Origin of the sequence: Halotia branconii CENA392 (assembly GCF_029953635.1) — a bacterium.
Lineage (GTDB): Bacteria > Cyanobacteriota > Cyanobacteriia > Cyanobacteriales > Nostocaceae > Halotia > Halotia branconii.
Genome location: NZ_CP124543.1, coordinates 6,423,787 through 6,446,775 on the forward strand (window position 1 = coordinate 6,423,787; position 22,989 = coordinate 6,446,775).

The 22,989-nt window shown below is 41.3% G+C and carries 14 protein-coding genes and 2 pseudogenes; 10 read left to right on the forward strand and 6 right to left on the reverse strand.

Annotation, left to right across the window (positions count from 1 at the left end):
• Window positions 1-65: 65 nt before the first annotated feature.
• The 9 genes and pseudogenes from QI031_RS28140 (at window position 66) to QI031_RS28180 (ending at window position 13,349) form a co-directional block, all read left to right on the forward strand.
• Window positions 66-764: a rhomboid family intramembrane serine protease gene (locus tag QI031_RS28140; protein WP_281482854.1), complete on the forward strand. Its 699-nt coding sequence runs from the start codon at window positions 66-68 to the stop codon at window positions 762-764.
• Window positions 765-1,007: 243 nt separating this feature from the next.
• Complete coding sequence (locus tag QI031_RS28145) at window positions 1,008-3,584, forward strand: PAS domain-containing hybrid sensor histidine kinase/response regulator (RefSeq protein WP_281482855.1); 2,577 nt, start codon at window positions 1,008-1,010, stop codon at window positions 3,582-3,584.
• A gap of 141 nt (window positions 3,585-3,725) precedes the next feature.
• The gene (murJ, locus tag QI031_RS28150; RefSeq protein WP_281482856.1) at window positions 3,726-5,330 is read left to right on the forward strand and encodes a murein biosynthesis integral membrane protein MurJ; all 1,605 of its coding nucleotides are present in this window, start codon (window positions 3,726-3,728) and stop codon (window positions 5,328-5,330) included.
• Between the two features lie 152 nt (window positions 5,331-5,482).
• Window positions 5,483-6,543: pseudogene (locus QI031_RS28155) on the forward strand (IS630 family transposase).
• 268 nt (window positions 6,544-6,811) lie between these two features.
• On the forward strand, window positions 6,812-7,708 hold the full coding sequence (locus tag QI031_RS28160; RefSeq protein ID WP_281482857.1) for a pyridoxamine 5'-phosphate oxidase family protein: 897 nt from the start codon (window positions 6,812-6,814) through the stop codon (window positions 7,706-7,708).
• A gap of 244 nt (window positions 7,709-7,952) precedes the next feature.
• Window positions 7,953-8,219: pseudogene (locus QI031_RS28165) on the forward strand (IS701 family transposase); the annotation flags it as partial.
• Window positions 8,220-8,319: 100 nt separating this feature from the next.
• The gene (locus QI031_RS28170; RefSeq protein WP_281482859.1) at window positions 8,320-9,507 is read left to right on the forward strand and encodes a sigma-70 family RNA polymerase sigma factor; all 1,188 of its coding nucleotides are present in this window, start codon (window positions 8,320-8,322) and stop codon (window positions 9,505-9,507) included.
• Between the two features lie 27 nt (window positions 9,508-9,534).
• On the forward strand, window positions 9,535-10,743 hold the full coding sequence (locus tag QI031_RS28175; RefSeq protein ID WP_281482860.1) for a DUF1822 family protein: 1,209 nt from the start codon (window positions 9,535-9,537) through the stop codon (window positions 10,741-10,743).
• Window positions 10,744-10,826: 83 nt separating this feature from the next.
• The gene (locus tag QI031_RS28180; RefSeq protein ID WP_281482861.1) at window positions 10,827-13,349 is read left to right on the forward strand and encodes a CHASE2 domain-containing protein; all 2,523 of its coding nucleotides are present in this window, start codon (window positions 10,827-10,829) and stop codon (window positions 13,347-13,349) included.
• A gap of 92 nt (window positions 13,350-13,441) precedes the next feature.
• Here the strand turns inward: QI031_RS28180 and QI031_RS28185 are convergent, their stop codons facing one another.
• From QI031_RS28185 to QI031_RS31830, 6 genes are all read right to left on the reverse strand, one after another.
• A complete protein-coding gene (locus QI031_RS28185) occupies window positions 13,442-14,212 on the reverse strand; it encodes an Rpn family recombination-promoting nuclease/putative transposase (RefSeq protein ID WP_281482862.1) in 771 nt (256 codons plus the stop codon).
• Window positions 14,213-14,258: 46 nt separating this feature from the next.
• Window positions 14,259-14,390 (reverse strand): hypothetical protein, encoded by a 132-nt coding sequence (locus QI031_RS28190; RefSeq protein ID WP_281482863.1) that lies wholly within the window; start codon window positions 14,388-14,390, stop codon window positions 14,259-14,261.
• Window positions 14,391-14,552: a hypothetical protein gene (locus tag QI031_RS28195; RefSeq protein WP_281482864.1), complete on the reverse strand. Its 162-nt coding sequence runs from the start codon at window positions 14,550-14,552 to the stop codon at window positions 14,391-14,393.
• Between the two features lie 49 nt (window positions 14,553-14,601).
• Complete coding sequence (locus QI031_RS28200) at window positions 14,602-16,104, reverse strand: HlyD family secretion protein (RefSeq protein ID WP_281482865.1); 1,503 nt, start codon at window positions 16,102-16,104, stop codon at window positions 14,602-14,604.
• 392 nt (window positions 16,105-16,496) lie between these two features.
• Window positions 16,497-18,695, reverse strand: a complete 2,199-nt coding sequence (locus tag QI031_RS28205; RefSeq protein WP_281482866.1) for a peptidase domain-containing ABC transporter — start codon at window positions 18,693-18,695, stop codon at window positions 16,497-16,499.
• Window positions 18,696-19,095: 400 nt separating this feature from the next.
• Window positions 19,096-19,428 (reverse strand): beta/gamma crystallin-related protein, encoded by a 333-nt coding sequence (locus QI031_RS31830; RefSeq protein ID WP_425525995.1) that lies wholly within the window; start codon window positions 19,426-19,428, stop codon window positions 19,096-19,098.
• A 661-nt stretch (window positions 19,429-20,089) separates the two neighbouring features.
• Between QI031_RS31830 and QI031_RS28210 the strand changes: the two genes are divergently transcribed.
• A complete protein-coding gene (locus QI031_RS28210) occupies window positions 20,090-22,984 on the forward strand; it encodes a two-partner secretion domain-containing protein (protein WP_281482867.1) in 2,895 nt (964 codons plus the stop codon).
• The last annotated feature ends 5 nt before the right edge of the window (window positions 22,985-22,989 follow it).

The window sequence follows — 22,989 nt, forward strand, 5'->3', positions numbered from 1 at the left end:
CGTAGCCGTTTTCGTTAGGACGTTAAAAAATTTAATCATCATTTTTTTATTCTTCATCTTTCATCATGATTCCTATTGGTGATCGCATTCGCAGTTATAGTAAACCAATTATTAATTATTGGCTGATTGGCATTAATATTGCCATATTTTTATGGGAACTAAAACTAGAATTTAGTGGAGAATTAGGCTATTTCATCAATAATTGGGGAGTGATTCCAGCCCAGATGAGTGGGGCAATTACAAATGCGTTATTTTTCAATCCGGCAGCTTGGATAGTTGTGATTTGGCGTTCGATTTCACTAATTTTAGGAATGTTTTTACATGGTAGTTTTAGCCAAATTTTAGGAAATATGCTCTTTTTATGGGTTTTTGGCAAAACTTTAGAAAATATTCTGGGACATAGAAGCTATTTAGGATTTTATCTAGCTGCTGGGATTATTACTGGAGTAACACAAATTATTGCTGATCCGAATCTGACAGTACCATTAATAGGTGCGAATGGAGCGATCGCAGCTATTTTAGGCGCTTATATTATGAAGTTTTCTCAAACCAAAATTGACACAATTTTACCTCTATTAATTGTATATATTCCTATCGAAGTTCCAGCCTTTGTTTATTTGTTTTGGTGGTTTATGCAACAATCATTTTACGGTATTGGTAGTTTAAACATTCCCCCGTCTGGCGTAAACTCTTCTAATATGTTCTACTGGTCGCAGGTTGTGGGATTGTTCATAGGTGCAGCTTTCATGCGACTAAAGAGATAAAAAACACAAATTTCAGATCCCCGACTTCTTTAAAGAAGTCGGGGATCTTGTTGTTCACTAAAAGTTTAGATTTATGGCGTTCTGTCTCTACAGATCGCTATGATGGTAAATATCTGCCTTGAGGCTAAAACTTTTATGTACCTTACGAGGGATTGAATTTTTTCTAAGAAAATTCATACTCAATCAGATTTATGAGGTGCATACCATTCAAGTTGGTATTGTTTATTGTGAGTTGTTTTCCAAATGCCAGACGTTGATAAAACTAACTGTGAACTTGATGAATTAGCAGCTCTACGACAGCGTATTACTGACCTAGAAAAATCAGAAATACAGTATCAACTAAGGCAAGTAGCACTGGAGCAACAAATAACAGAACTAAATGCAAAATTAACAAATATAGATAAAAATCCTCAGGTACAATTTACTGGGCATGACATTGAGTGGCATCTTGAAGAAGGTACATGTCAGGAAGTAGAAATTGCTCTAAGGGAAAGTGAGGAACGGCTACGCTTAGCGTTAGATGCAGTCCAAATGGGCTTTTGGGACTGGAATATTAGTACTAATAAATTAATCTGGTCAGAAATTCATGAACTGTTATTTGGCTTGGTTCCAGGCAGTTTTGCTGGTAATTATGAGGCTTTTCTTAACTGCATTCATCCTGAAGACAGCCAATCTGTGATGCAAGTTGTCACTCACACATTAGAAGAAAAGACAGAGTACACAGATGAATTTCGTGTTATTTGGCCAGATAAGAGTGTGCATTGGATTTTTGCTAAGGGAAAATTTATTTATGATGAGCAAGGCCAAGCAGTACGGATGATTGGGGTTTGTATGGATATTACTAGCCACAAATACTCAGAAGATAGTAATCGCCAGCTGACAACCCAAGTTAAAGAACAAGCAAATGTCTTAAATGCCATCCTCTCGGCATCTGTAGATCATATCTTTATTTTTGATCGCATTGGTCGCTATCAGTATGTCAGTCATGGTGGGGCTGCTGCATTAGGTTACAAACCTGAGGATATTATCGGTAAAACTGTCCAAGAATTAGATTTATCCGCAGACATCATCTATCGGCTAGATAATCAACGCCAAATTGTCATGGCGACTGGGCAATCTATTAGGGATGAATATAAATATGTCTCAACAGATGAGGTACATTTTTATGAATATATCCTCACTCCTTTACAAAATTTTGGACAAATTCAGGGTGTAATTACTGTATCACGCGATATTACAGAACATAAACAAGCTGAACAGTCCTTACGCGAAAGTGAAGCTCGATTTCGGCGCTTGTTTGAATCTAACCTTATAGGGGTAGCTTTTTGGAATGTAAACGGCTTAATCACTGATGCCAATGACGCTTACTTACAAATAGTGGGCTATACTCGTGATGAGTTTACAACCTTGGGTAAAATTAGTTGGCGAGAACTTACTCCTGTTGAGTATCAGCATTTAGACGATCGCGCCATCAAAGAAGCGCAAGCAACTGGAGTTTCTCAAATTTACGAAAAAGAGTATGTCCATCGCAATGGGGAGCGAGTGTCAATTGCGTTGGGAATAGCGTTGCTGGACGACTCTCAACAAAATGGAGTTGCTTGCGTATTAGATATTACCGAACGTAAACGTACCGAAAAAGAACGCGATCGCCTGTTCCAAGCAGAACGTGCTGCCCGTCAAGAAGCAGAAGCCGCAAATCGCATTAAAGATGAGTTTTTGGCGGTTCTCTCCCATGAACTGCGAACCCCACTCAACCCCATTATGGGCTGGTCAAAATTACTACGCTCTCGCACATTTGATGCTGCAACTACTAAGAACGCCCTGGAAACTATTGAACGTAATGCTAAATTACAAACTCAATTAATTGAAGATTTATTAGATGTATCCCGCATCCTGCAAGGAAAATTGAGCCTCAATGTCTGTCCAGTAGGCTTAACAATGGTGGTACAAGGGGCATTAGAGACAGTGCGACTTGCAGCAGAAGCCAAATCTATTAAAATTCAGACGACACTTGATCCAGCATTGGGACAAGTTATGGGCGATCCCAATCGTCTGCAACAAGTCGTGTGGAATTTGCTATCTAATGCAGTCAAATTCACACCACCTGGAGGACAAGTAGAAATTAAATTAGCTGAGGTTGATTTACAAGCTCAAATTCAAGTCAGCGATACAGGTAAGGGAATTACGGCAGCATTTTTGCCTTACGTATTCGATTATTTTCGTCAGGCTGATAGTACAACCACTCGCAAATTTGGTGGGCTAGGATTAGGATTGGCGATCGTCCGTCAAGTAGTAGAACTACATGGGGGAACAGTGAAAGCCCAAAGCCCAGGAGAAGGATTAGGTGCTACTTTCACCGTTAGGTTGCCACTTCTAGTTAGAAGTGAACAAATAAAAAATGAGGATAATAAACCCTTGCCTACACCTCATCCCCTGCTTTTAAAACACACTAAAATTTTGGTAGTAGATGATGAACCAGATATCCGAGATTTAGTATCTTTTATTTTGCAAGAGTATGGCGTAGAAGTAACTACTGTAACATCAGCTAAAGAAGCGCTTGAACGTCTGTCGCAATGGCTACCAGATATTTTGATCAGTGATATTGGGATGCCAGAAGTAGACGGTTATATGTTAATTCGTCAAGTCAGAGAGCGATCGCCCCAACAGGGAGGAACTCTCCCAGCGATCGCCCTCACAGCTTATGCTGGAGAAATTAATCAACAGCAAGCGCTAGCAGCAGGATTTCAACTACATGTATCCAAACCTGTAGATCCAGAAGTATTGATTAAAGCGATCGCTAGTTTGATTAATAAAGATTAATAGGGCATGGAGAAGAGGAATTGGGGCAGGGTGCGGGGTGCAAGGGGGATAAAGAAAAATTACCTCTTTCTCCTTTTCTCCCTGCTCCCTGCCCCTCTGCCTCCCCTGCCTCCCCTGTTCTCTGTTCCCTACTATACATTTGTGACACAAGAAAATCCAAAACCCTCTCGTTCGTTTGCTGGGATTGCTGGCATTGTTGCCGCAGCCACATTAATTAGTAAAGTATTTGGTTTAGTCAGGCAGCAAGCGATCGCGGCTGCTTTCGGCGTTGGTGCTGCTGCTACTGCTTATAGTTATGCCTATATTATTCCGGGATTTTTATTAATCTTATTAGGCGGTGTGAATGGGCCATTACACAGTGCAATCGTTAGCGTTTTAGCCAAGCGCAAGCACCAAGAATCTGCTGCTTTAGTAGAAACGGTGACAACGCTGGTGGGTGGATTGTTGCTAGTGGTGACATTCGCTCAAATTTTCTTTGCAGATGCGATCGTTGATATTGTCGGACATGGTTTAGAACCAGCAACTAGAGCGATCGCAATTCAACAACTGCGAATTATGGCTCCAATGGCTTTATTTGCCGGATTAATTGGCATCGGCTTTGGTACTCTCAATGCAGCTAATCAATATTGGTTACTTTCTATTAGTCCTTTATTATCAAGTATTACTGTTGTCGTAGGTATTGCTATTTTAACGGGACAACTAGGTAAAGATATTATCAAACCAGAATACGCTTTCATCGGTGGCATGGTGTTAGCTTGGGGAACTTTAGCAGGAGCAATTCTCCAATGGTTGGTGCAGCTAATTGTGCAGTGGCGCTTGGGACTTGGTACATTGCGCCTCCGATTTAATTTTAAATCTCCCGGCGTTCAAGAAGTAATTAGAATCATGACTCCGGCCACAATTTCTTCTGGAATGATGCCCATTAATGTCGCCACAGATCTTTACTTTGCTAGTCCGATTCCTGGTGCTGCTGCTGGTTTTAACTATGCCAATCTATTAGTGCAGACTCCTTTAGGTATTATTTCTAATATTATTTTGCTGCCTTTGTTACCCATGTTTGCCAAGTTGTCTGAGCCAGAAAATTGGCCAGACTTAAAGTTACGCATTCGCCAAGGATTACTTCTCACTGCTGTCACCATGCTACCTTTAGGAGCGCTGATGGTTGCTTTATCTGTACCAATTGTCCAGGTAGTGTATGAGCGTGGTGCTTTTAAGCAAGAAGCTACACAGTTAGTATCTTCGCTGTTGATTGCTTATGGGATTGGCATGTTTGCCTACTTAGGGCGTGATGTCCTGGTGCGGGTATTTTATGCTTTAGGCGATGGACAAACACCTTTTCGTATTAGTACTTTTAATATTTTTCTCAACGCCATCCTAGATTGGTTTTTTGTGCAACCATTTGGCGCTCCCGGTTTAGTTTTAGCAACGGTAGGTGTTAATTGTAGTTCAATAATAATGCTTTTATGGTTACTTGATCGCAAACTTAATGGCTTACCTTGGCGTGAGTGGAGTGTACCAATTTTGGGTTTGATGGCTGGTAGCATTGTTGCTGGGGCAGCCAGCTTTGGCACTTTGGTTGGTTGTCAGCAGTTGCTAGGTACACAAGGTTTACTAATTCAATTTTTGCAATTGTGCGTATCTGGTTTTGTTGGAATTTTAGTGTTTGCTGCGATCGTTTCACTGATGAAAATACCAGAGGTAAATATTTTTGTAACTCGTATGCGCCAGCGTTTACTTAAAAAATAGCTTTCACAAAAAATAGCTTTTTTGGACTTAAACAAAAAAGAGAAAGAAAATTAAGCTCATTCAACCACTAGAAGGGACGGGATTTCGTGTCAGTGGTCATATCATGTCCGGATAATCGCTTACGATAAAAGCAGGGAGCGCAAAGATGAGTCATGCCAAAACGAATTAGTGTAGCCAAACATTTAAGTATTGAAGAGCTAGAAAAACGTTATCGTCAAGCTAAAGATGGCATAGAAAGCCGTCAGTATCAGATTATTTGGTTAGTAGCACAAGGTAAAAAAACGGAAGAAGTAGAGGAAATAACAGGCTACAGCAAAACATGGATATACGGATTGGTAAAAAGATACAACGAATTTGGAGTGGGATACTTAGGCGATCGCAGGCAGTTAAACCAAGGTAAACAGCCTGTAGTGGATGATATGCAACAAGCACAGTTATGGCAGGCATTACAAGAGAAAGCACCAGATGGAGGGCTATGGAACGGTCGAAAGGTAGCAGACTGGCTAACTGAAGTCACAGGAAATCAGATCAGCCGACAGAGGGGATGGGAGATATTACGGCAGATGACTTTTAGACTCAGAGTACCTCGCCCGTCTCACACTAAAAGCGATCATTTTGAGCAAGAAGCCTGGAAAAAAAACTAGCGACACAAGTAAAACAACTCCAAACTATCTATCCAGATGCAGAAGTTCAGTTGTGGTGTGAAGATGAACATCGTTTAGGACTCAAACCGATTTTGCGACGAGTGTATGTACCTGAAGGAGAAACACCAATTGCTGATGTCCATTGGCGGTTTAAATGGTTATGGTTGTATGCTTTTGTACATCCCAAAACAGGAGAGAGCTATTGGTGGATTCTGCCTTACGTGAACACAGAATTGTTTAATCAGGTTTTGGCTGATTTTGCTCGTGAATTTGGATTAGGTAAAAATAAACACATTTTATTAGCTGTTGACCGTGCTGGCTGGCATACCAGTAAAAATTTACAGATTCCTGAAGGACTACATTTAACATTTTTGCCTTCTCACTCACCTGAGTTACAGCCGGCAGAAAGGTTGTGGACTTTGGTGGACGAACCAATCGCTAATCAATCGTTTAACTCACTCAATGATTTGGAGAATATTTTATTTCATCGCTGTCAGTCTTTACTTCAACAGCAAGATTTAATTCGTGGGTTAACTGGTTTTCATTGGTGGCTTCAGATTGGAGTTTAATCGTAAGTGATTATCCGGACATGATATCAGTGGTCAGTTGTTTTTGTTACTCACCACACTTCGGCTAGCGGTAGTTGAATCTCGACTTCTCTACAGACGCTACACGTAGCCTGTCGAAGTGTTGAAACTCAGTGCATCGCTGACTAATGACACCTAATGGCGACGGGGTTATGCTTTCTGCAAAAACTTATTAGTCTCTGGAGTAAAGTAATAAGAACGAATAGTATAAATATTATACAATGTCATTTCTGAATTACGAATTAATCCAATGTCTTTCCATTCTGGAGAAATTGCCGTTCAAACTCAGGCGGGAGTGCAAGAAGAGGCGCAACGTCTGTGTAATCTTATTAGTAGTACAATCAAACCATCTGCTCAAGAATTTCTGCATACGCAACAATTAGCAATTGCTAGCACAGTAGATATAAACAGCAGAGTTTGGGCATCTTTGTTAACAGGGGAATCTGGTTTTGTAGAGGTTTTAAACACGCAAGCTATACAGATTAATGCTATTCCCATACAAACCGACCCATCACATCAAAATCTGCAAACTAACAATGATATTGGGCTATTAATAATTGATTTGACAAACCGCAGGCGTTTGCGCTTAAATGGCAAAGCAGAAATAAATCACAAGAACATAAAAGTACAAATTCAGCAGGTATTTTTTAACTGTCCTAAATATATTCAGATACGTCACATTGAAAAAACTGTAATTGATTCACTAGAACAACCTGAAACTTTTATCACAGATGCTTTGAGCGAGACAAATCAACTTTGGATAACCCAAGCTGATACCTTTTTTATCGCTAGTTATCATCCAGAAAGTGGGGCTGATACTTCCCACAGAGGAGGACTTCCGGGATTTGTGCAAGTTGTGAATAGTAATAAGCTTGTGTTTCCCGATTACTCTGGTAATAATATGTTTCAGACCTTCGGTAACTTGATTGTAAATCCCAATGCAGGTTTATTGTTTATAGATTTTGCACAAGGTCACACGTTGCAATTAACTGGAAAAGCAAAGGTGATTTGGGATGTAGAAAGATTAAGTGAGTTTGTTGGGGCGCAGCGTATAGTAGAGTTTGATATTGAACAGATATTGGAAATTAGAAATTCCACTCCTCTACGTTGGCTTTTTGGAGAATATTCTCCAGCGAACCCAAAATGAAAATTAGTTATTGATGGTAAAGTTTGAATGTCACAAAGCAATACTGCAACTAGACTGTCATCAAATCAGTCATGACTTACGCAACTGACACAGTGCGATCGCATTTATATAGTACAAATATACTATACTAAAGTGGTATATCCAAAGGAAATTGATGAAATTAGTAACAGTAATCGGCTGTATTAAGTATTCATCAAATCATGAGAAAATGAGCTGAGGATGCATAAAATTAATCCTGTAGGTTGATGATGTACAAAAAGTGTGTAAAGTTCGATGGAAGGTTGTGGAGTTTCACAGAGAATTAAAACAATTGATTGGCATTGAATTATGTCAATGCCGTAAAGAACGTATTCAAAGAAATCATATTGCCTGCGCTATTTTAGTTTGGCTTAGGCTCAAAGATTTAGCGCGATATACTAATCAAACAATCTATCAAATGAAACATGGATTGTTATCAAATTATTTAGTTCAGCAACTAAAACGTCCGGCTGTTCCCATATTTATCGTATAGTTGTTTGGCGCGCGGCGCGGTTACACTGCGCCATTGCTTGTGACAGTTGCGTAAGTTTTGTCATAAAATACACCAGCAACGCCTATATTTTAAATTGCTTATGCGTCCTCGCCAAGAAATTACGGATATGTTCTCAACATTCGTGCAGTTGGAAAGAGGCAGATTCAGCAAATGGTTGACTGATGCCAAGCTGTATAGAAATATGCAAAATCACTTAGAGCATTCGTCATCAGCATTTAAATCAGAAAACTTCTGGGCGCTTTACTGGTACAACCAATGGCACTCTGGCTTTAACAACCTTGCTAGAATGCATTTGTTAGCTTATTTACAAGAACCATGTTATTGGGTTGCTGCAAAAACAGTTGCTAAATTTAATTTTAGCCAGTACATGCTTGCTGATTATTTCCAAATGGCGATCGCAGAAGTCGAAACAATTCTTAAAGACTTTAACCCAGAAAAATCTTCTAGCTTAAAAGCTTATGCCATCATGGCAATGTCCAGTCGGCTGAAAGATATTTTACGTCAACGTAAGGAAGCTGATATTTGCACCAATTGGGCATTATTACGCAAAGTGAGCAAAAAGCTGCTGAGTGAAGCTCTTGGTGAAGCTGGATTATCACAAAGTGCGATCGCTCAATATCGTTTAGCTTGGACTTGTTTCAAGGAATTGTACATCCAAAACCAACCAGGAGGTAACAGCCAGTTACCAGAACCGAATCGTCAACTTTGGGAAGCTATTGCCAACCTATACAACCACCAACGCCAAAGCCAAATCACTCAAACGACTGAGCAACGCAACGCTCAAACAATTGAACAGTGGTTAACCCAGACAGCTCTTTACGTGCGTGCTTATCTATTTCCATCTGTGAAATCTCTAAATGCTTTCAAGCAAAATGATGATACGACAATAACATTTGATTTGCCAGACCCATCCTCTGACTCACTAATGGCTGATATGATAGCCGAAGAGGATGTCCAAAATCGACAAAACCAAATATCTCAGATGTCTGGTGTATTGTTAAAAGCTTTACATAGCCTAGATGTACAATCCCAAGAAGTACTTAAGCTTTACTACGAACAGGGACTGACTCAGCAGCAGATCGTGCAACAGTTGCAGATGAGTCAGCCTACGGTGTCTCGCAAACTGGTTAAAGGTAGAGAATCAATACTTGCAGCACTGATTAGGTGGAGCCAGGATTTGAATATTTCTGTTAATTCCAACCAAATTAAAGATATGAGTCTTGCTTTGGAAGAATGGTTGAGAAACCAGTATGGTGGTACAACATAAAACCGTAATTTTCACAAGGTAGTAAAAATGACTTGTGCATTTGCAGATCCCAGAGAATGGTTGTTAGAAATATCACCAACTATTCAGGCGCAATTCTGGCAGCAAAGCCAGGTTTATGCCACGCCTAGTAGTCGCTGGTGCGCTTACATAAATCAAATTTGTCTCCATGCCTTCTGGGATTGGATCTCAACTGAAGATTTTCCAAGAGCGAGTATTTGGTACAGTTTCCCTGATACGCCAGCTTTTTGGGAATTTGTCAATGGCACAGCAATTTTGTTAGAGGGAAGGCGAGTCGTATTGATTCCTAGTGAAGCAATTGACGATCGCGAGTTAGAAGTTCCTCAAGAATGGGTAGACATTCCTAGTTGGGCAGCAGACTACTATTTAGCAGTGCAAATCAAACCGGATGGCGAGTGGGTAAGAATTTGGGCTTACACAACCCATGAAGAGCTAAAATCTCTAGCTCACTATGACTCAGTGGATAGGACTTATTGTATAGATGCACGACATTTAACAAAAGACCTGAATGCTTTCTCTTTGAGTTACCGATTTTGCAGCAAAGAAGAAATGAAAGCGGCTGTAGCTCCATTACCACAATTATCTACCGAGCAAGCAGAAAATCTGGTGCAACGGCTAGGCAATGCTTCTTTTCATTTCTCTAGATTGGCAGTACCATTTAGCACTTGGGGATCGTTACTAGAGAATGAACAGTGGCGGCAGCACTTGTACCAACAACGGTTCACCCTGAGCGCAGTCGAAGAGCAGCAGCCACAATCATACCCAGTGCGAGTGAATCTGAGTCGTTGGCTAGAAGGTATATACGATAATGCTTGGGATGCAGTAGAAACATTTTTGCCCCTCAATTCCAACAGTCTAGCTCTTAATTTCAGAAGTAGCTCCGGGTCAGGTTTTGGTAGTATCAAACGAGCCAAGCTGATTGACTTAGGAATGGAAATAGAGTCTCAAAAAGTAGTGTTATTAGTTGCATTCATGCCAGAGGATAACCAACAAGTTAATATTCGCGTGCAACTACATCCTGCCAATGGAGAACGCTATCTACCTGTTAATATCAAGTTAGCTTTGCTTTTAGAGTCAGAGTCAATCATTCAGCAAGTGCAAGCAAGAGAACAAGATAACTACATACAATTGAAACGCTTTGATGGAGAAGTAGGAGAATGTTTTAGTATCCAAGTTACTTTTGATAGTTACCAGATAATAGAAAATTTCGTTATTTAGTAATTAGTCACTTGTACTGAGCGAAGTCGAAGTATTGGTCATTAGTCATGAGTCATTAGATAAAGACAAACAATAAAAGACAAATGAGTCAGCTAGTTATCTTCAGCTTGTTGGGAGGAGACTTAAATCAAGGATTTGGTGTTGTTACGGCTCAACTTTGGCACAATAACCAATTATTTAAAATAACAGGGAGCCTGCCAGCAATACCAGAACTTTCCAAACTCTACAGAAGATGGAAGTTACTCTACGAAGCTGTCCATCAATGTTTGGGCAGCAATCAACGTATAAAAATGCATTCACAAGATATTACCAATATTTCTGTGAATGATTTCGATGAAGTATGTCATCAGTTAAAAACACATATCAACGCTTGGTTGAAATCTGAATCCTTCCAAAATATTGAAAGACAGTTAAGAACTCTACTCAATCGAGATGATGAAATTAGAGTTATTTTTGAAACAAACATAACTTCACTACATCGATTGCCTTGGCAACTATGGGATTTTTTTGAGAATTACCCAAAAGCTGAATTGGCTTTAAGCAATCATGAGTATGCATCACCTCAAGTAGTGCGAAAATCTTCCACAAATAGAGTCAAAATTTTAGCAATTCTCGGTAACAGTGTTGGAATTGATATTGATAAAGACCGTTCTTGGTTGCAAGGTTTAACAGATACTCAAACTACGTTTCTTGTCCAACCTACACGAAAAGAACTTGACGAGCAACTGTGGAATCAGAGTTGGGATATTCTGTTTTTTGCCGGACATAGCACTAGTATTGCAGATGGAGAAACAGGAAAAATTTATATCAACCCAACAGAGAGTTTAACAATTTATCAATTTAAAAATGCACTGAAGACAGCAATTACAAACGGTTTAAAGCTGGCAATTTTCAACTCCTGTGATGGCATTGGTTTGGCACGAAATTTGGCTGATTTGAACATTCCCCAAATGATTGTGATGCGGGAAGGAGTACCAGATTTAGTTGCACAGGAATTTTTGAAAAACTTTCTTGTCGCTTTTGCTCTTAATAAGCCATTTTATCTGGCTGTGCGAGAAGCACGGGAAAGACTTCAAGGATTGGAGAATGACTTTCCTTGTGCTAGTTGGTTGCCAGTTATCTACCAAAATCCGACAACTGTTCCTACAACTTGGCAAGAACTACGCGGTGGTTTGAGTGACACTAAGGCTCGTGACGAAGTTTCGACTCAAAGCACAATTTTGACCGCAAAGAGCAAAAGCGCAATTGTGACTCGAAAGGGCAAACTTTGGACTGTATTGCTGAGTACTGCTATTGTGACTCTTTCAACGATAGGTTTGAGATACTTGGGGGTTTTTGAGAAAGCTGAACTGCAAACTTTTGACCAAATGCTACTCCTGCGGACAAAGGAAGATTTAGATCCAAGACTGCTCGTTGTTGAAGTTACTGAAAAAGATATTCAATCCCGACAAGAGACAACAAAAGGAATAAAATCTATTTCGGATAGTACGTTAGCTCAATTACTCAATAAACTACAAAAGTATCAACCGCGAGTCATTGGACTGGATATTTATAGAGATTTTGCTGACCCCCTTCGACTGCGCCCTTTTCCTGTCAAAGACGCTGCGCGTAGCTTGCTTCCACGAAGTGGTACGACTACGCTCAGGCTAAACTCAGCAACCAACGCTCAGGACAAGTTAGGGCAAGCCCGAAATGAATCAAAGCCGATACAACTTGCTACTGAACTGAGCAAAGAAAATGTGGTAGTTGTCTGTAAAGGCAAAGATCGTCAACACGACCCCGAAGGTGTTAAACCACCTGTTAAAGTTCCTGTAGAACGTCAAGGTTTTACTGATGCAATTCAAGACTCAGATGGCATCGTTCGTCGCCAAATTATAATGATGGCACAAGAGCCTTCGTCTGCTTGTACCACGCCTTATTCACTTTCGTTGCAATTAGCCGCTCGTTATTTATCTTACGAAAATATTCAACCTGATTTGAATGAAGATTATGTACAATTTGGTTCTAAAATATTTAAACGTTTAAAACCAAGTCGCAGTGGTGGCTATCAACAAAAAGTTGATTTAGGTGGATTTCAAATACTTGTTAATTACCGGAATGCAGATTACCAAAGAGTTTCTTTGACAGATGTATTGAGTGATAAAGTTAACTTTGATTTGCTCAAAGATAAAGTTGTTCTGATCGGAGTGACAGCTAACACTATCAGCGATACTTGGTCAACTCCCGACTCTGCTGCACAGCAACCTTACCAAGAAATACCGGGCATATTTATACAAGCGCAAATGGTCAGCCAAATTGTGAGTGCAGTTTTAGACGAACGTCCAATTATTGGGGTTTTGCCTTTTTGGGGCGATGTTGTTTGGATATGGGCATGGTCGAGTATGTCTGGTTTGATTGTTTGGTATGTGTGTCGTTCGCTACCCAATAAGGGATGCGCTATATTTGCGATCGCGATCATTTTATATGGAGCTTGTGCGATCGCCCTTTGGGCAACTCCTTTTGGCAGCATCATCCTTTTAAAACAAGGGTTATGGTTACCATTTATTCCCTCAGCCTTTGCTGTGGTTGCAAGCGGTGTTATTGTGTTGTTTGTTCAACGTAGTTAGAAATTTTCTACATCTCTTGTTGCTAACGCCAAAGATATTGATAGAAGGACTTTCAACCGATTTGTTATGCCGCGATCGCCACACAGTTGGGGCTAATTTTGTGGAGACTCATTTAGTTGCTGCTGAAGTTGTTGAACTTCCTCAATCGATAAGCCCACAGAAGGGGCAATAATGTCGATCGCCACTCCTCTACGCAAGAGATTGATCGCGATCGCCCGTGTCTTTTCTTCCTCAGCCTCTCTCCAGATCGAACGATAAACGCTTGATTCCTGCATGATGTCTCTCCGTAATATGCGATAAATGACCTCATTTTCTAATTTTAGCCCAGCTAAAATCCCGGACGCTGCCATCAGATTCGCTTGTGTTACGGGATCTGAAATCCGATCCATCCTTTGAGCTGCTTGGCGTAACGTTTCCTCTGCATCCAGACTTTGACCGAGAACTGCAAAGGGAATCAGTCCGGGATATTGCAAAAAGAGTGAGGCAGGTTGCTCCCACAACCGAATCACATCAAATTCATGTCGTGTGCGTTCCATTGTGAAACTCGTTTGATAAACCAACTCTGAGCTAGTCTGCTTCAGGTAAATCACAACTTGCCGCATCGGTTTGGTTGGATCTTTGCGGTACATTCGCACGCGGTAATCCAAAACACGGAATGGAATATTGTTCTTGGGAAGTGTTTGAAACTCAATATGCAAAACAGATTCGTCCGATTCCAGCAAAATTAGGGCATCCGCGCGAATTGGATCGAGGGAGAGTTCAGAGGGTTTGAGTTCTGTCATCGTCACAGGCTTTCCTAATAGCCAACTGGCGAAGTCGGCTGAGAAGTGTTCGGCAAGGAATCGGCAGGTATCGTCATACATGGGAGAGATTGTACAACTGATTATACCGATTTGATTTTGAGCAAATCTAACGTTTAATGAAGTGTGTGTGGTAGGGCGATCGCTTTTGCGACAACACCGATAACCTTTTTGTTATGACGCGATCGCCTCCGGCGTAGCCCATCGCCACACAGTTGGGGCTAATTTTGTGGAGACTCATTCAATTGCTGCTGAAGTTGTTGAATTTCCCAATCGATAAGCCCACAGAAGGGGCAATAATGTCGATCGCCACTCCTCTACGCAAGAGATTGATCGCGATCGCCCGATTTCTTTCTTCCTCAGCCTCTCTCCAGATCGAACGATAAACGCTTGATTCCTGCATGATGTCTCTCCGTAATATGCGATAAACGTCAATTTGGCGATTGACGATCTCAAAAATCCGCCATTAATTTTGCTTTGCGGAGTACAAATTGCAGTACAGTTTCTTCGCGGGTAATAATATCAACTCTGCCATCCATACCCAATTGAATTTGACATTTCTTTGTAGCGCGACCTAAAGCAAGTTTCTCTGGTTGAATTGTGACTTCGTAAAAAGCACCTACAGCAGTTGCTTTGGGGGTAGAGTTTGTATCAGCATCAGCATCATTTTTTGGCGGACTAATAGCATCCGGGGAAATCGCTTTGACAACGCCATTGAGAGTACCGTAATCAGGATAAGGACAAGCACTAACTCGCATTTGCACCTTTTGACCGACTTTTATCTTACCTTTTTCTTCAGAACCGACAGCAGCTTTGATAACTAAAGGTGCATGACTAGGAACAATTTGCACAACTTCCTCCCCAGCCCGGAGAGTTTGACCGGGGTTTCTCAAATTTATCTTGGAAATAATCCCGTCGGCTGTAGCGGTAATAGTAGTTTGCTTCAGGTCAATTTCAGCTTGCTTGAATTCACTAGTATCGCGCTCTAATTGTTTTTGAGTTTCAATTTTCTGTTTTATCAGTGCTTGAAGTTCTCTTTCTAGCGATGCTTTATTCACTTCCCCAGCAGCTTTTTCTTGAGCAATGCGTTCAGTCGCCATTGCTACCTCTGCATTGCTTGGGTTGAGAGCTGCTTGAGCGCGATCGCGTTTAGCAATAGCCCCATTAACAGCTTGTTTTAGCCGTTCATTTGTTTTTTGTTGGGCTTTATAAGTGGCTTTTTGCGCCTCTACAGCTTGTTGTTGCTGTTTGACAGCCAGCTGGACTTCTTCTAGTTGGTCGCGGGATAATGCCCCTTGTTTAGCAACACTTTCATATCGGCTCTGCTTTGATGTCGCTGCTCCTAAAGCCGCCTCAGTTGCGTGCAGATTAGCTAATGCTGATTGTAACTGTGCTTGCCCTGCATATAATTCTTCTTGAGCCATTTTGACATCGGCTGATGCTTCTTGAAGTTCAGTGATACTGGTAATTTTTTTGTCTTGATAATTGCGATCGCGTCCTTGCAATTCAGCTTTAGCAGAGGCGATAGTCCGATTGGTGCGATCGCTTTCGGCTCGAATTTGACTCTCGATTGCATTAATTTGGGAAACGGTTTGAATTAGTTGTAACCTAGCTTGTTGAATATTGGTTTGCAGCTGGTTTTTTTTGGTTTGCAATCGAGAGTCATCAATAGCAGCAATTATATCTCCTTTTCGCAGTGTTTGATTTCCTTTGACGTAAATCTGCATTACCTGTCCTTCTATCGCCGCCTGCACAATTGGCAATTCACCCGCAGGACGGACAACCGCTTGCCCTTTGACCGTAACTTTATATTTAGCGATCGCAGCCACAGGAACAGCTAACGCTAAGGCAAACACAATAAATAGTCCGCCAAATGTAATCCATCGACTAATTGGTGGGAGAAACTCGTTGTCTTGAACTAAGGGTAAAAAATTTGTTTGAGACTTACTAATCATAAGTTATAAATATCTCTAAAATGTCTAAGAGGTTGTTTTAAAAGTAATTTGCTGTGACTTTAGGCAGTTATTAGATCTCCCCTAACCCCCCTTAAAAAGCTATCCATTATAAACATCTTTCTTAACATTTCGAGAGTATTAACTCACGTCTCTAGAACCCTGATTCGTTCGTTTTTCATTCTCAATAAAAACACTGTTTTAGCGAGAATAATAAACGATTATTTGTCAAGTAAGCCTAAAGCTTCGGCTCGTAAGACGCTTATAGGGCAATGGTTTTAAGATTTTAAATAAAGATGTGGGTAACGCATAGCTTAAAAAGGGAGATTTAGGGAGATCTAAAACGTTTTGCTACCGACGAGAGGACTTTTAAAACATCCTCTAATAAACATTAACTAATTCCGATAAAGTAAAGAAGATTTTAATCCATTACCATTATTAGAAGCATAAATCTCATCAATAAAGCTTAAATGCTCTCCAGGAATATGACGTAATTCTTCTGGAGTTCCTTGAATTTTTAAGCGCCCATCTTCTAGCAATACAATCCAATCAGCCCGTTTGATAACTTGAGGACGGTGGCTAATCATAATTGTGGTTTTACCTTGACGCTGATTAAGTAATCTATCCAAAACTTGAGTTTCACTTATTGGGTCAAGAGCGCCTGTAGATTCGTCTAAAATTAATACAGGTGGGTCAGTCACAATTGCTCTAGCTATAGCTAATCTCTGCCTTTGTCCGCCAGAAATATTTGCACCAAATTCGCCTAAAACAGTTTGATATTTATCAGGTAATTTGCTAATAAATTCATCTGCACCAGCAATTTGACAAGCAAGGACTATCTCCTCAAAACCAATGTTAGGATAACTGAAGTGAAAATTTTCTACAATCGAACGACTCCAAAAATGAGGTTCTTGGGGAACTAATACAACTTGCTGTCGCAAACATTCTAAAGATAAATCTTGCTGGTTGTATATGCCATAACGAATGTTACCAGATTTAACTTGATATAAACCAGTAATTAATTTGCCAAAAGAGCTTTTACCACAGCCAGATTGACCGATTAAGGCTATTACTTTACCTCCAGGAATAGTTAAAGAAAAGTTTTCTAACAAGTCAGTTCTACCAGGATGGTGAAAGTTAATTTGAGAACAACTAATATCTGCATTGCCAGGAATTTCTGCCCAAGGTTTTTTAAAGTCATTTTCATCTTCTGGAGTAGAATCTATCACTTCTGTCAAGCGTTGAACGACAATTTGAGCCGCGATAAATTCATCAATTAGCCCGACTGCTGATTCTAAAAATTCCAGAAAGCTACCACTCATACCGCTGTACGCCAGCAGTTGACCGATGGATAATGTCTGATTAATCACCAAGCTAGAACCTAACCAGAGTATGCCAATGCTCGTTAATTTGGAAAGAATACTAGTGGCTGTGCCGCTGTAAAGCTCCAAGATCATCGTAGTCCAGTCTAAGTTAGCAAGGCGACCAAAATTTGTCTGATATTCTTGCCAAGCTTGAGGAGTCGCTTGGGTGGTTTTGAGGACTTGAACACCGCGAAAGGTTTCGACTAAAAAGCCTTGATTTTCTGTACCTTTAACGATGAGGCTGCGGGTTTTCTGGCGTAAGGCGGGAAGAAAAAGCAGGTTGACTCCTGTGACGATCGCAAAGGCGGCGACGGAAGCTAAAGTCAGTTGCCAACTATAGAAGAGCATGAAACCCAAGGAAACCAGAGCCACAAAAAATTGACTGGGTAAACCAAGGACAATTTGAGAGACTAGATTATTGATGGTATGAACGTCAGCAATCCGGCTAACGACTTCCCCACTGCGACGTGCTTCAAAATATGATAGGGGTAAGCGTAACAGTTTTCGCCCGTATTCTAGAATTAGCCCGTATTGCAACCGTTGACCAAAATGACCGATCAGGTGAGATTGTACTAAACCAATGGCACTTTGAATTAGGTTCATGGCAATCACGCCAATTGCCACTGTTGTTAGCAGTTGGGTATCTCCCCGCACTAGCACGTCATCGGTGAGGAGTTGCATCATGATCGGAGAGGCGAGGGACAACAGTCCGATCGCAAAGTTGATCGCGATCGCCTGAGCCAAAAGATGGCGATAGGGCATAACGCGGGCAATAAAGCGCCCAAAACCGCCAATTTTATCTTCTGGTTGCTCATAGAAGCGGCTATCGTCTGGCATCAGCAGCAGCATCACACCATCACTCCAACCCGCAATTAACTCCTGGGAGGTGAGGTACAAGATGCCAACGGCAGGGTCAGAGATGACATATTTGTTCCCCTTTTTCCCGTATAATACTACCCAGTGGTAGCCTTTCCAGTGAGCGATCGCGGGCATTGGGACTTCATTTAATTTCTCAAGCAGTTCCGGGGTAGCTTGAACTTGACGGGCATGGAATCCCAGGGTTTCTGCTCCCCGCCTTAAACCTAATAGTGTAGTTCCTCGCGTTCCCGTGCCTACTGCTTCTCGTACGCGATTGAGGGCAAAGGTGCGTCCGTAGTATTTAGCGATCGTGGCTAGGCTTGCTGCACCACAATCTTCTTCACTGTGTTGCAATATACTGTGGTATTTCATTGTTTAAAAAATCAGTACCAGCCGCAGTTAACAAGGGGTGGACGAGTCCGTTTCCTACTTGATAACTGTTAACACCATTGATGTTTATTTGTACTATCTTGATATGAATAAAAAAGTAGGAGCGAAAAAGACCTCGCCCCTACGAACTGCAAGAGAAGAATGTTACTCAGCTAAAAGCTTATGTGAGAGCATTCTTTTCTACTTTGAGGTTTTGAAGGATTCGAGTACACGGTATGAAATAGACTAGAGCTGATTATGCAGGTTTGACAGACGCGATGTCGTTGTTAAAAGGACCAGTGAAGTTACCTTTTGTACCTGCTTCCAAACGCCTCGATCTACCTGTGAAATTCACACCAGTGTAGACAATAAAGTTCCTAAAACGGATGCATAGAAGTCAAATCTATGACAGGCGTTTGAGAGAACTAATTGAATCGTTAAATCCTCTAGGAAGTCTAGCGTATCGTCCTGGTCCTAAAGTTATAGACGGACCTCTAAAGTTTGCATCTTTATAAAACTTCCATCTTTGATTCCCTGTAATAAGAATAGACGAGGTTACGTCGTTGAAATTGTTATTAACTAGGGTGGCATCACTGCCAGGAAAATTCCGACGCCCTCCCTGAAAGCCAGCATCCCTCCATAGACTTACAGCACCTCCACTACAAGTAGCAGCAACCTCATCGTTAAGTTCTTTCACTGCGCTGAAACTCACTTCTGTTAAAGTTTTACTGTTCATATCTACTCCGTAATTGTTGATGTTAGACAAATTTGAACTTGAACTGAAGGCGATCGTTGGTTTAGCTTTGCCTTCTGACTCTTAATTGGTAGCAGTGAGATAAGTTTATTCACGGCTGGGAATCAAAAGTTTTTTAGCTTTGCCTTCTGATTCTTAATTGGTAGCAGTGAGATAAGTTTATTCACGGCTGGGAATCAAAAGTTTTTTAGCTTTGCCTTCTGATTCTTAATTGGTAGCAGTGAGATAATTTTATTCACGGCTAGGAATCAAAAGTTTTTTAGCTTTGCCTTCTAATTCTTAATTGGTAGCAGTGAGATAATTTTATTCACGGCTGGGAATCAGAAGTTTTTTAGCTTTGCCTTCTAATTCTTAATTGGTAGCAGTGAGATAATTTTATTCACCAGAGAAACACACATAATTTGTAAAACCCTTATTGCATAAGGATATTGATGAAAAAATAGCCTCAATGATCAAACGCTCAAACCCCTGCTATGAAAGGATTCTTATACTTAGATGCCAAGTGCGTTTGCTCTGGTTTATTCACTTGATTCAGCAGTGCCAATTTGCTAATATCCTCTGTTGTGCATAAGTTGATTCTCCTGACACTTATACTCAAGATTGAAGCTTCCGACCTAAATTTCCTTTTTTATAGGAGAATGCAATGTCTTTTAAAACTGCGCCAAACTGGTTACAAGATCTAGGACTTGCCATTTTCAGCGCAGTTACCTTATATGCAAATATCTCAGTTGCCCAAATCACCCCAGACAGCACTCTGCCAAATAATTCCAATGTGAAATTAGAGGGCAATACCAGGATTATTGAAGGTGGAACCACACGAGGTGCTAATCTGTTCCACAGCTTTTCCGAATTTTCTGTCCCTACTAACAGCACGGCTTTGTTTAAAAATGCCGCAGATATTCAAAATATTATTAGTCGAGTCACAGGTAAGTCTATCTCTAATATTGATGGTTTAATCAAATCTAACGGCACAGCCAATGTGTTTCTGATGAATCCCAATGGAATTATTTTTGGTAAAAATGCCAGTTTGAATATTGGCGGTTCCTTCGTGGCCACAACAGCGAATGCCATAAAGTTTGACAATCTGGGATTTTTCAGTGCCTCGAATCCAGAAGCACCCTCACCGTTGTTAACAGTAAACCCAAATGCTTTATTATTTAATCAAATTGTGGCTGCACCGATTCAAAATAGTTCGACTGCACCAGCAGGATCTACTCCTGGTGGCAGAGATGCATTTGGTCTACGTGTCCGGGATGGTCGAAGTTTGCTGTTAGTAGGCGGCAATGTGAACATGGATGGTGGAAGATTGAATGCTTTTGGTGGACGAGTCTCCTTAGGTGGGTTAGCTAGTGCCGATACAGTCGGGTTGAATGGAGATGGTAATAATCTAAGTTTGAGTTTTCCCAATAGTGTAGAAAGAAGCGATGTTTTCCTTAGCAATGGTGCTGTTGTAAATGTGATTGCTGACAATGGTGGTAGTATCGCAGTTAATGCCCGGAATTTAGAGATGACAAGACAAAGTCTCCTGCTTGCAGGGATAGAGAGTGGACTGGGTTCTAATAATAGTAGGGCGGGAAACATTACGGTTAATGCCACGGTCGCAATAAATCTTAACAATGGGAGTCTAATTGCTAATCAAGTAGAACCAAAAGCAAATGGACAGGCAGGTGATATCAATATAAGTGCTAGCAGATTACAAATTTCGGGTGGTGCACAGGTAAGTGCTCGTACAGGTGGTGCGGGCAATGGGGGTTCTTTGAGGGTTAATGCCCAAGATGTGCAAATCATTGGTAGAAGCGCTAATAATTGGTTTGCCAGTAGCTTGGGTGCTTCTGCACAGCCAAACTCAACAGGGGATGCGGGTGATTTGACGATCAAAACTAATAATTTGCTAGTACGAGATGGAGCGCAGGTAGCATCTAGTACATTTGGTACGGGTACAGCGGGTTCTTTGAGCATTGATGCCCAAGATGTGCAACTGATTGGTACAAGCGTTGATGGTGAGTATCCCAGTGGCTTGTTTGCTTCTGCACAGCCAAACTCAACAGGGGATGCGGGTGATTTGACGGTTAAAACTAATACCTTAGTAGTGCGAAATGGAGCAGTTGTAAATACTGCTACATTTGGTAAAGGCAAGGGGGGTTCTTTAAGCGTTGATGCCCAAGATGTGCAAATCATTGGTACAAACCCTAACGATCCTAATCAGCCTAGTGTCTTGAATGCTTCTGCACGGCAAAACTCAACAGGAAATGCTGGAGATCTTACAGTCAGAACTAATACCTTGCTAGTGCGAGACGGGGCACAGGTAGGTACTGGCACTTTCGGTGCGGGCAAGGGAGGAAATTTGAGTGTTGATGCCCAAGATGTGCAAATCATTGGTACAAGCGCTGATGGTCAGGCTTTCAGTGGCTTGTTTGCTTCTGCACAGTCAAACTCAACAGGGGATGCGGGCGATCTTATGGTCAGAACTAATACCTTGCTAGTGCGAGAAGGGGCACAGGTAAGTGCTGGCACTTTCGGTGCGGGCAAGGGGGGAAATTTGAGTGTTGATGCCCAAGATGTGCAAATCATTGGTACAAGCGTTGATGGTGAGTATCCCAGTGGCTTGTTTGCTTCTTCAGGGCTAAACTCAACAGGGGATGCGGGTAATTTTACACTAGTAAGAACCAATACCTTGTTAGTGTGGGATGGGGCAGGAGTAGGCGTGGAGAGTCTTGGAACAGGAACCGCAGGCAACATGACATTAAGTGCTCGCTCTATCCGTTTAAACAACAATGCCTCACTCAGCGCCACTACACTCAGCCCTAAAGTTGACCCGAATAGAGAACAGGCGACAATTAAGATTAACTCAAATGATTTGATTATAAGTCGCAATAGCAATATCATAACCAACGCTAGAGGAGCAAATGTTATCGGCGGCAACATTAATATTAATACCGATGTCCTGGCTGGCTTTCAAAATAGCGATATCACTGCCGACTCTACTGATTTTCGTGGCGGGAATGTCAGGATCAAAACTAAAAATATCTTTGGTATTCAGTTTCGAGATATCCCTTCCCCAAACACAAGCGACATCACCGCCACCGGAGCAACTCGCGAGTTGAGCGGTAATGTAGAAATCACTACACCTGATATTGACCCAACTAACGGTTTAATCGAACTCCCAATTAATCTCGTTGATGCGTCCCAACAAATTTCCACCGCCTGCACACCTGGCAGTCGGCAAAGTCAAAGTTCCTTTGTCTCAACAGGACGCGGTGGACTACCAATAAGTCCCACTGAACCATTACAAGATACAAGTACTCTCTCAGCGTGGGTGAGATTAAGACCAAAACCAGTAACAAGAGCTAAAACAACAATTTCGTCACAACCAATAGCAGTCTCAAATAGTACTAAAGTCGCAGCAGCGACGACCATTGTGGAAGCTACTGGTTGGATACTTGATAGTAATGGAAATGTAAAACTCGTGGCACAAGTACCTAGTGTCACCCCTCACAGTTCTTGGCAAACTCCTGTTTCTTGTCCTGCATCTCGCTAAGGTGT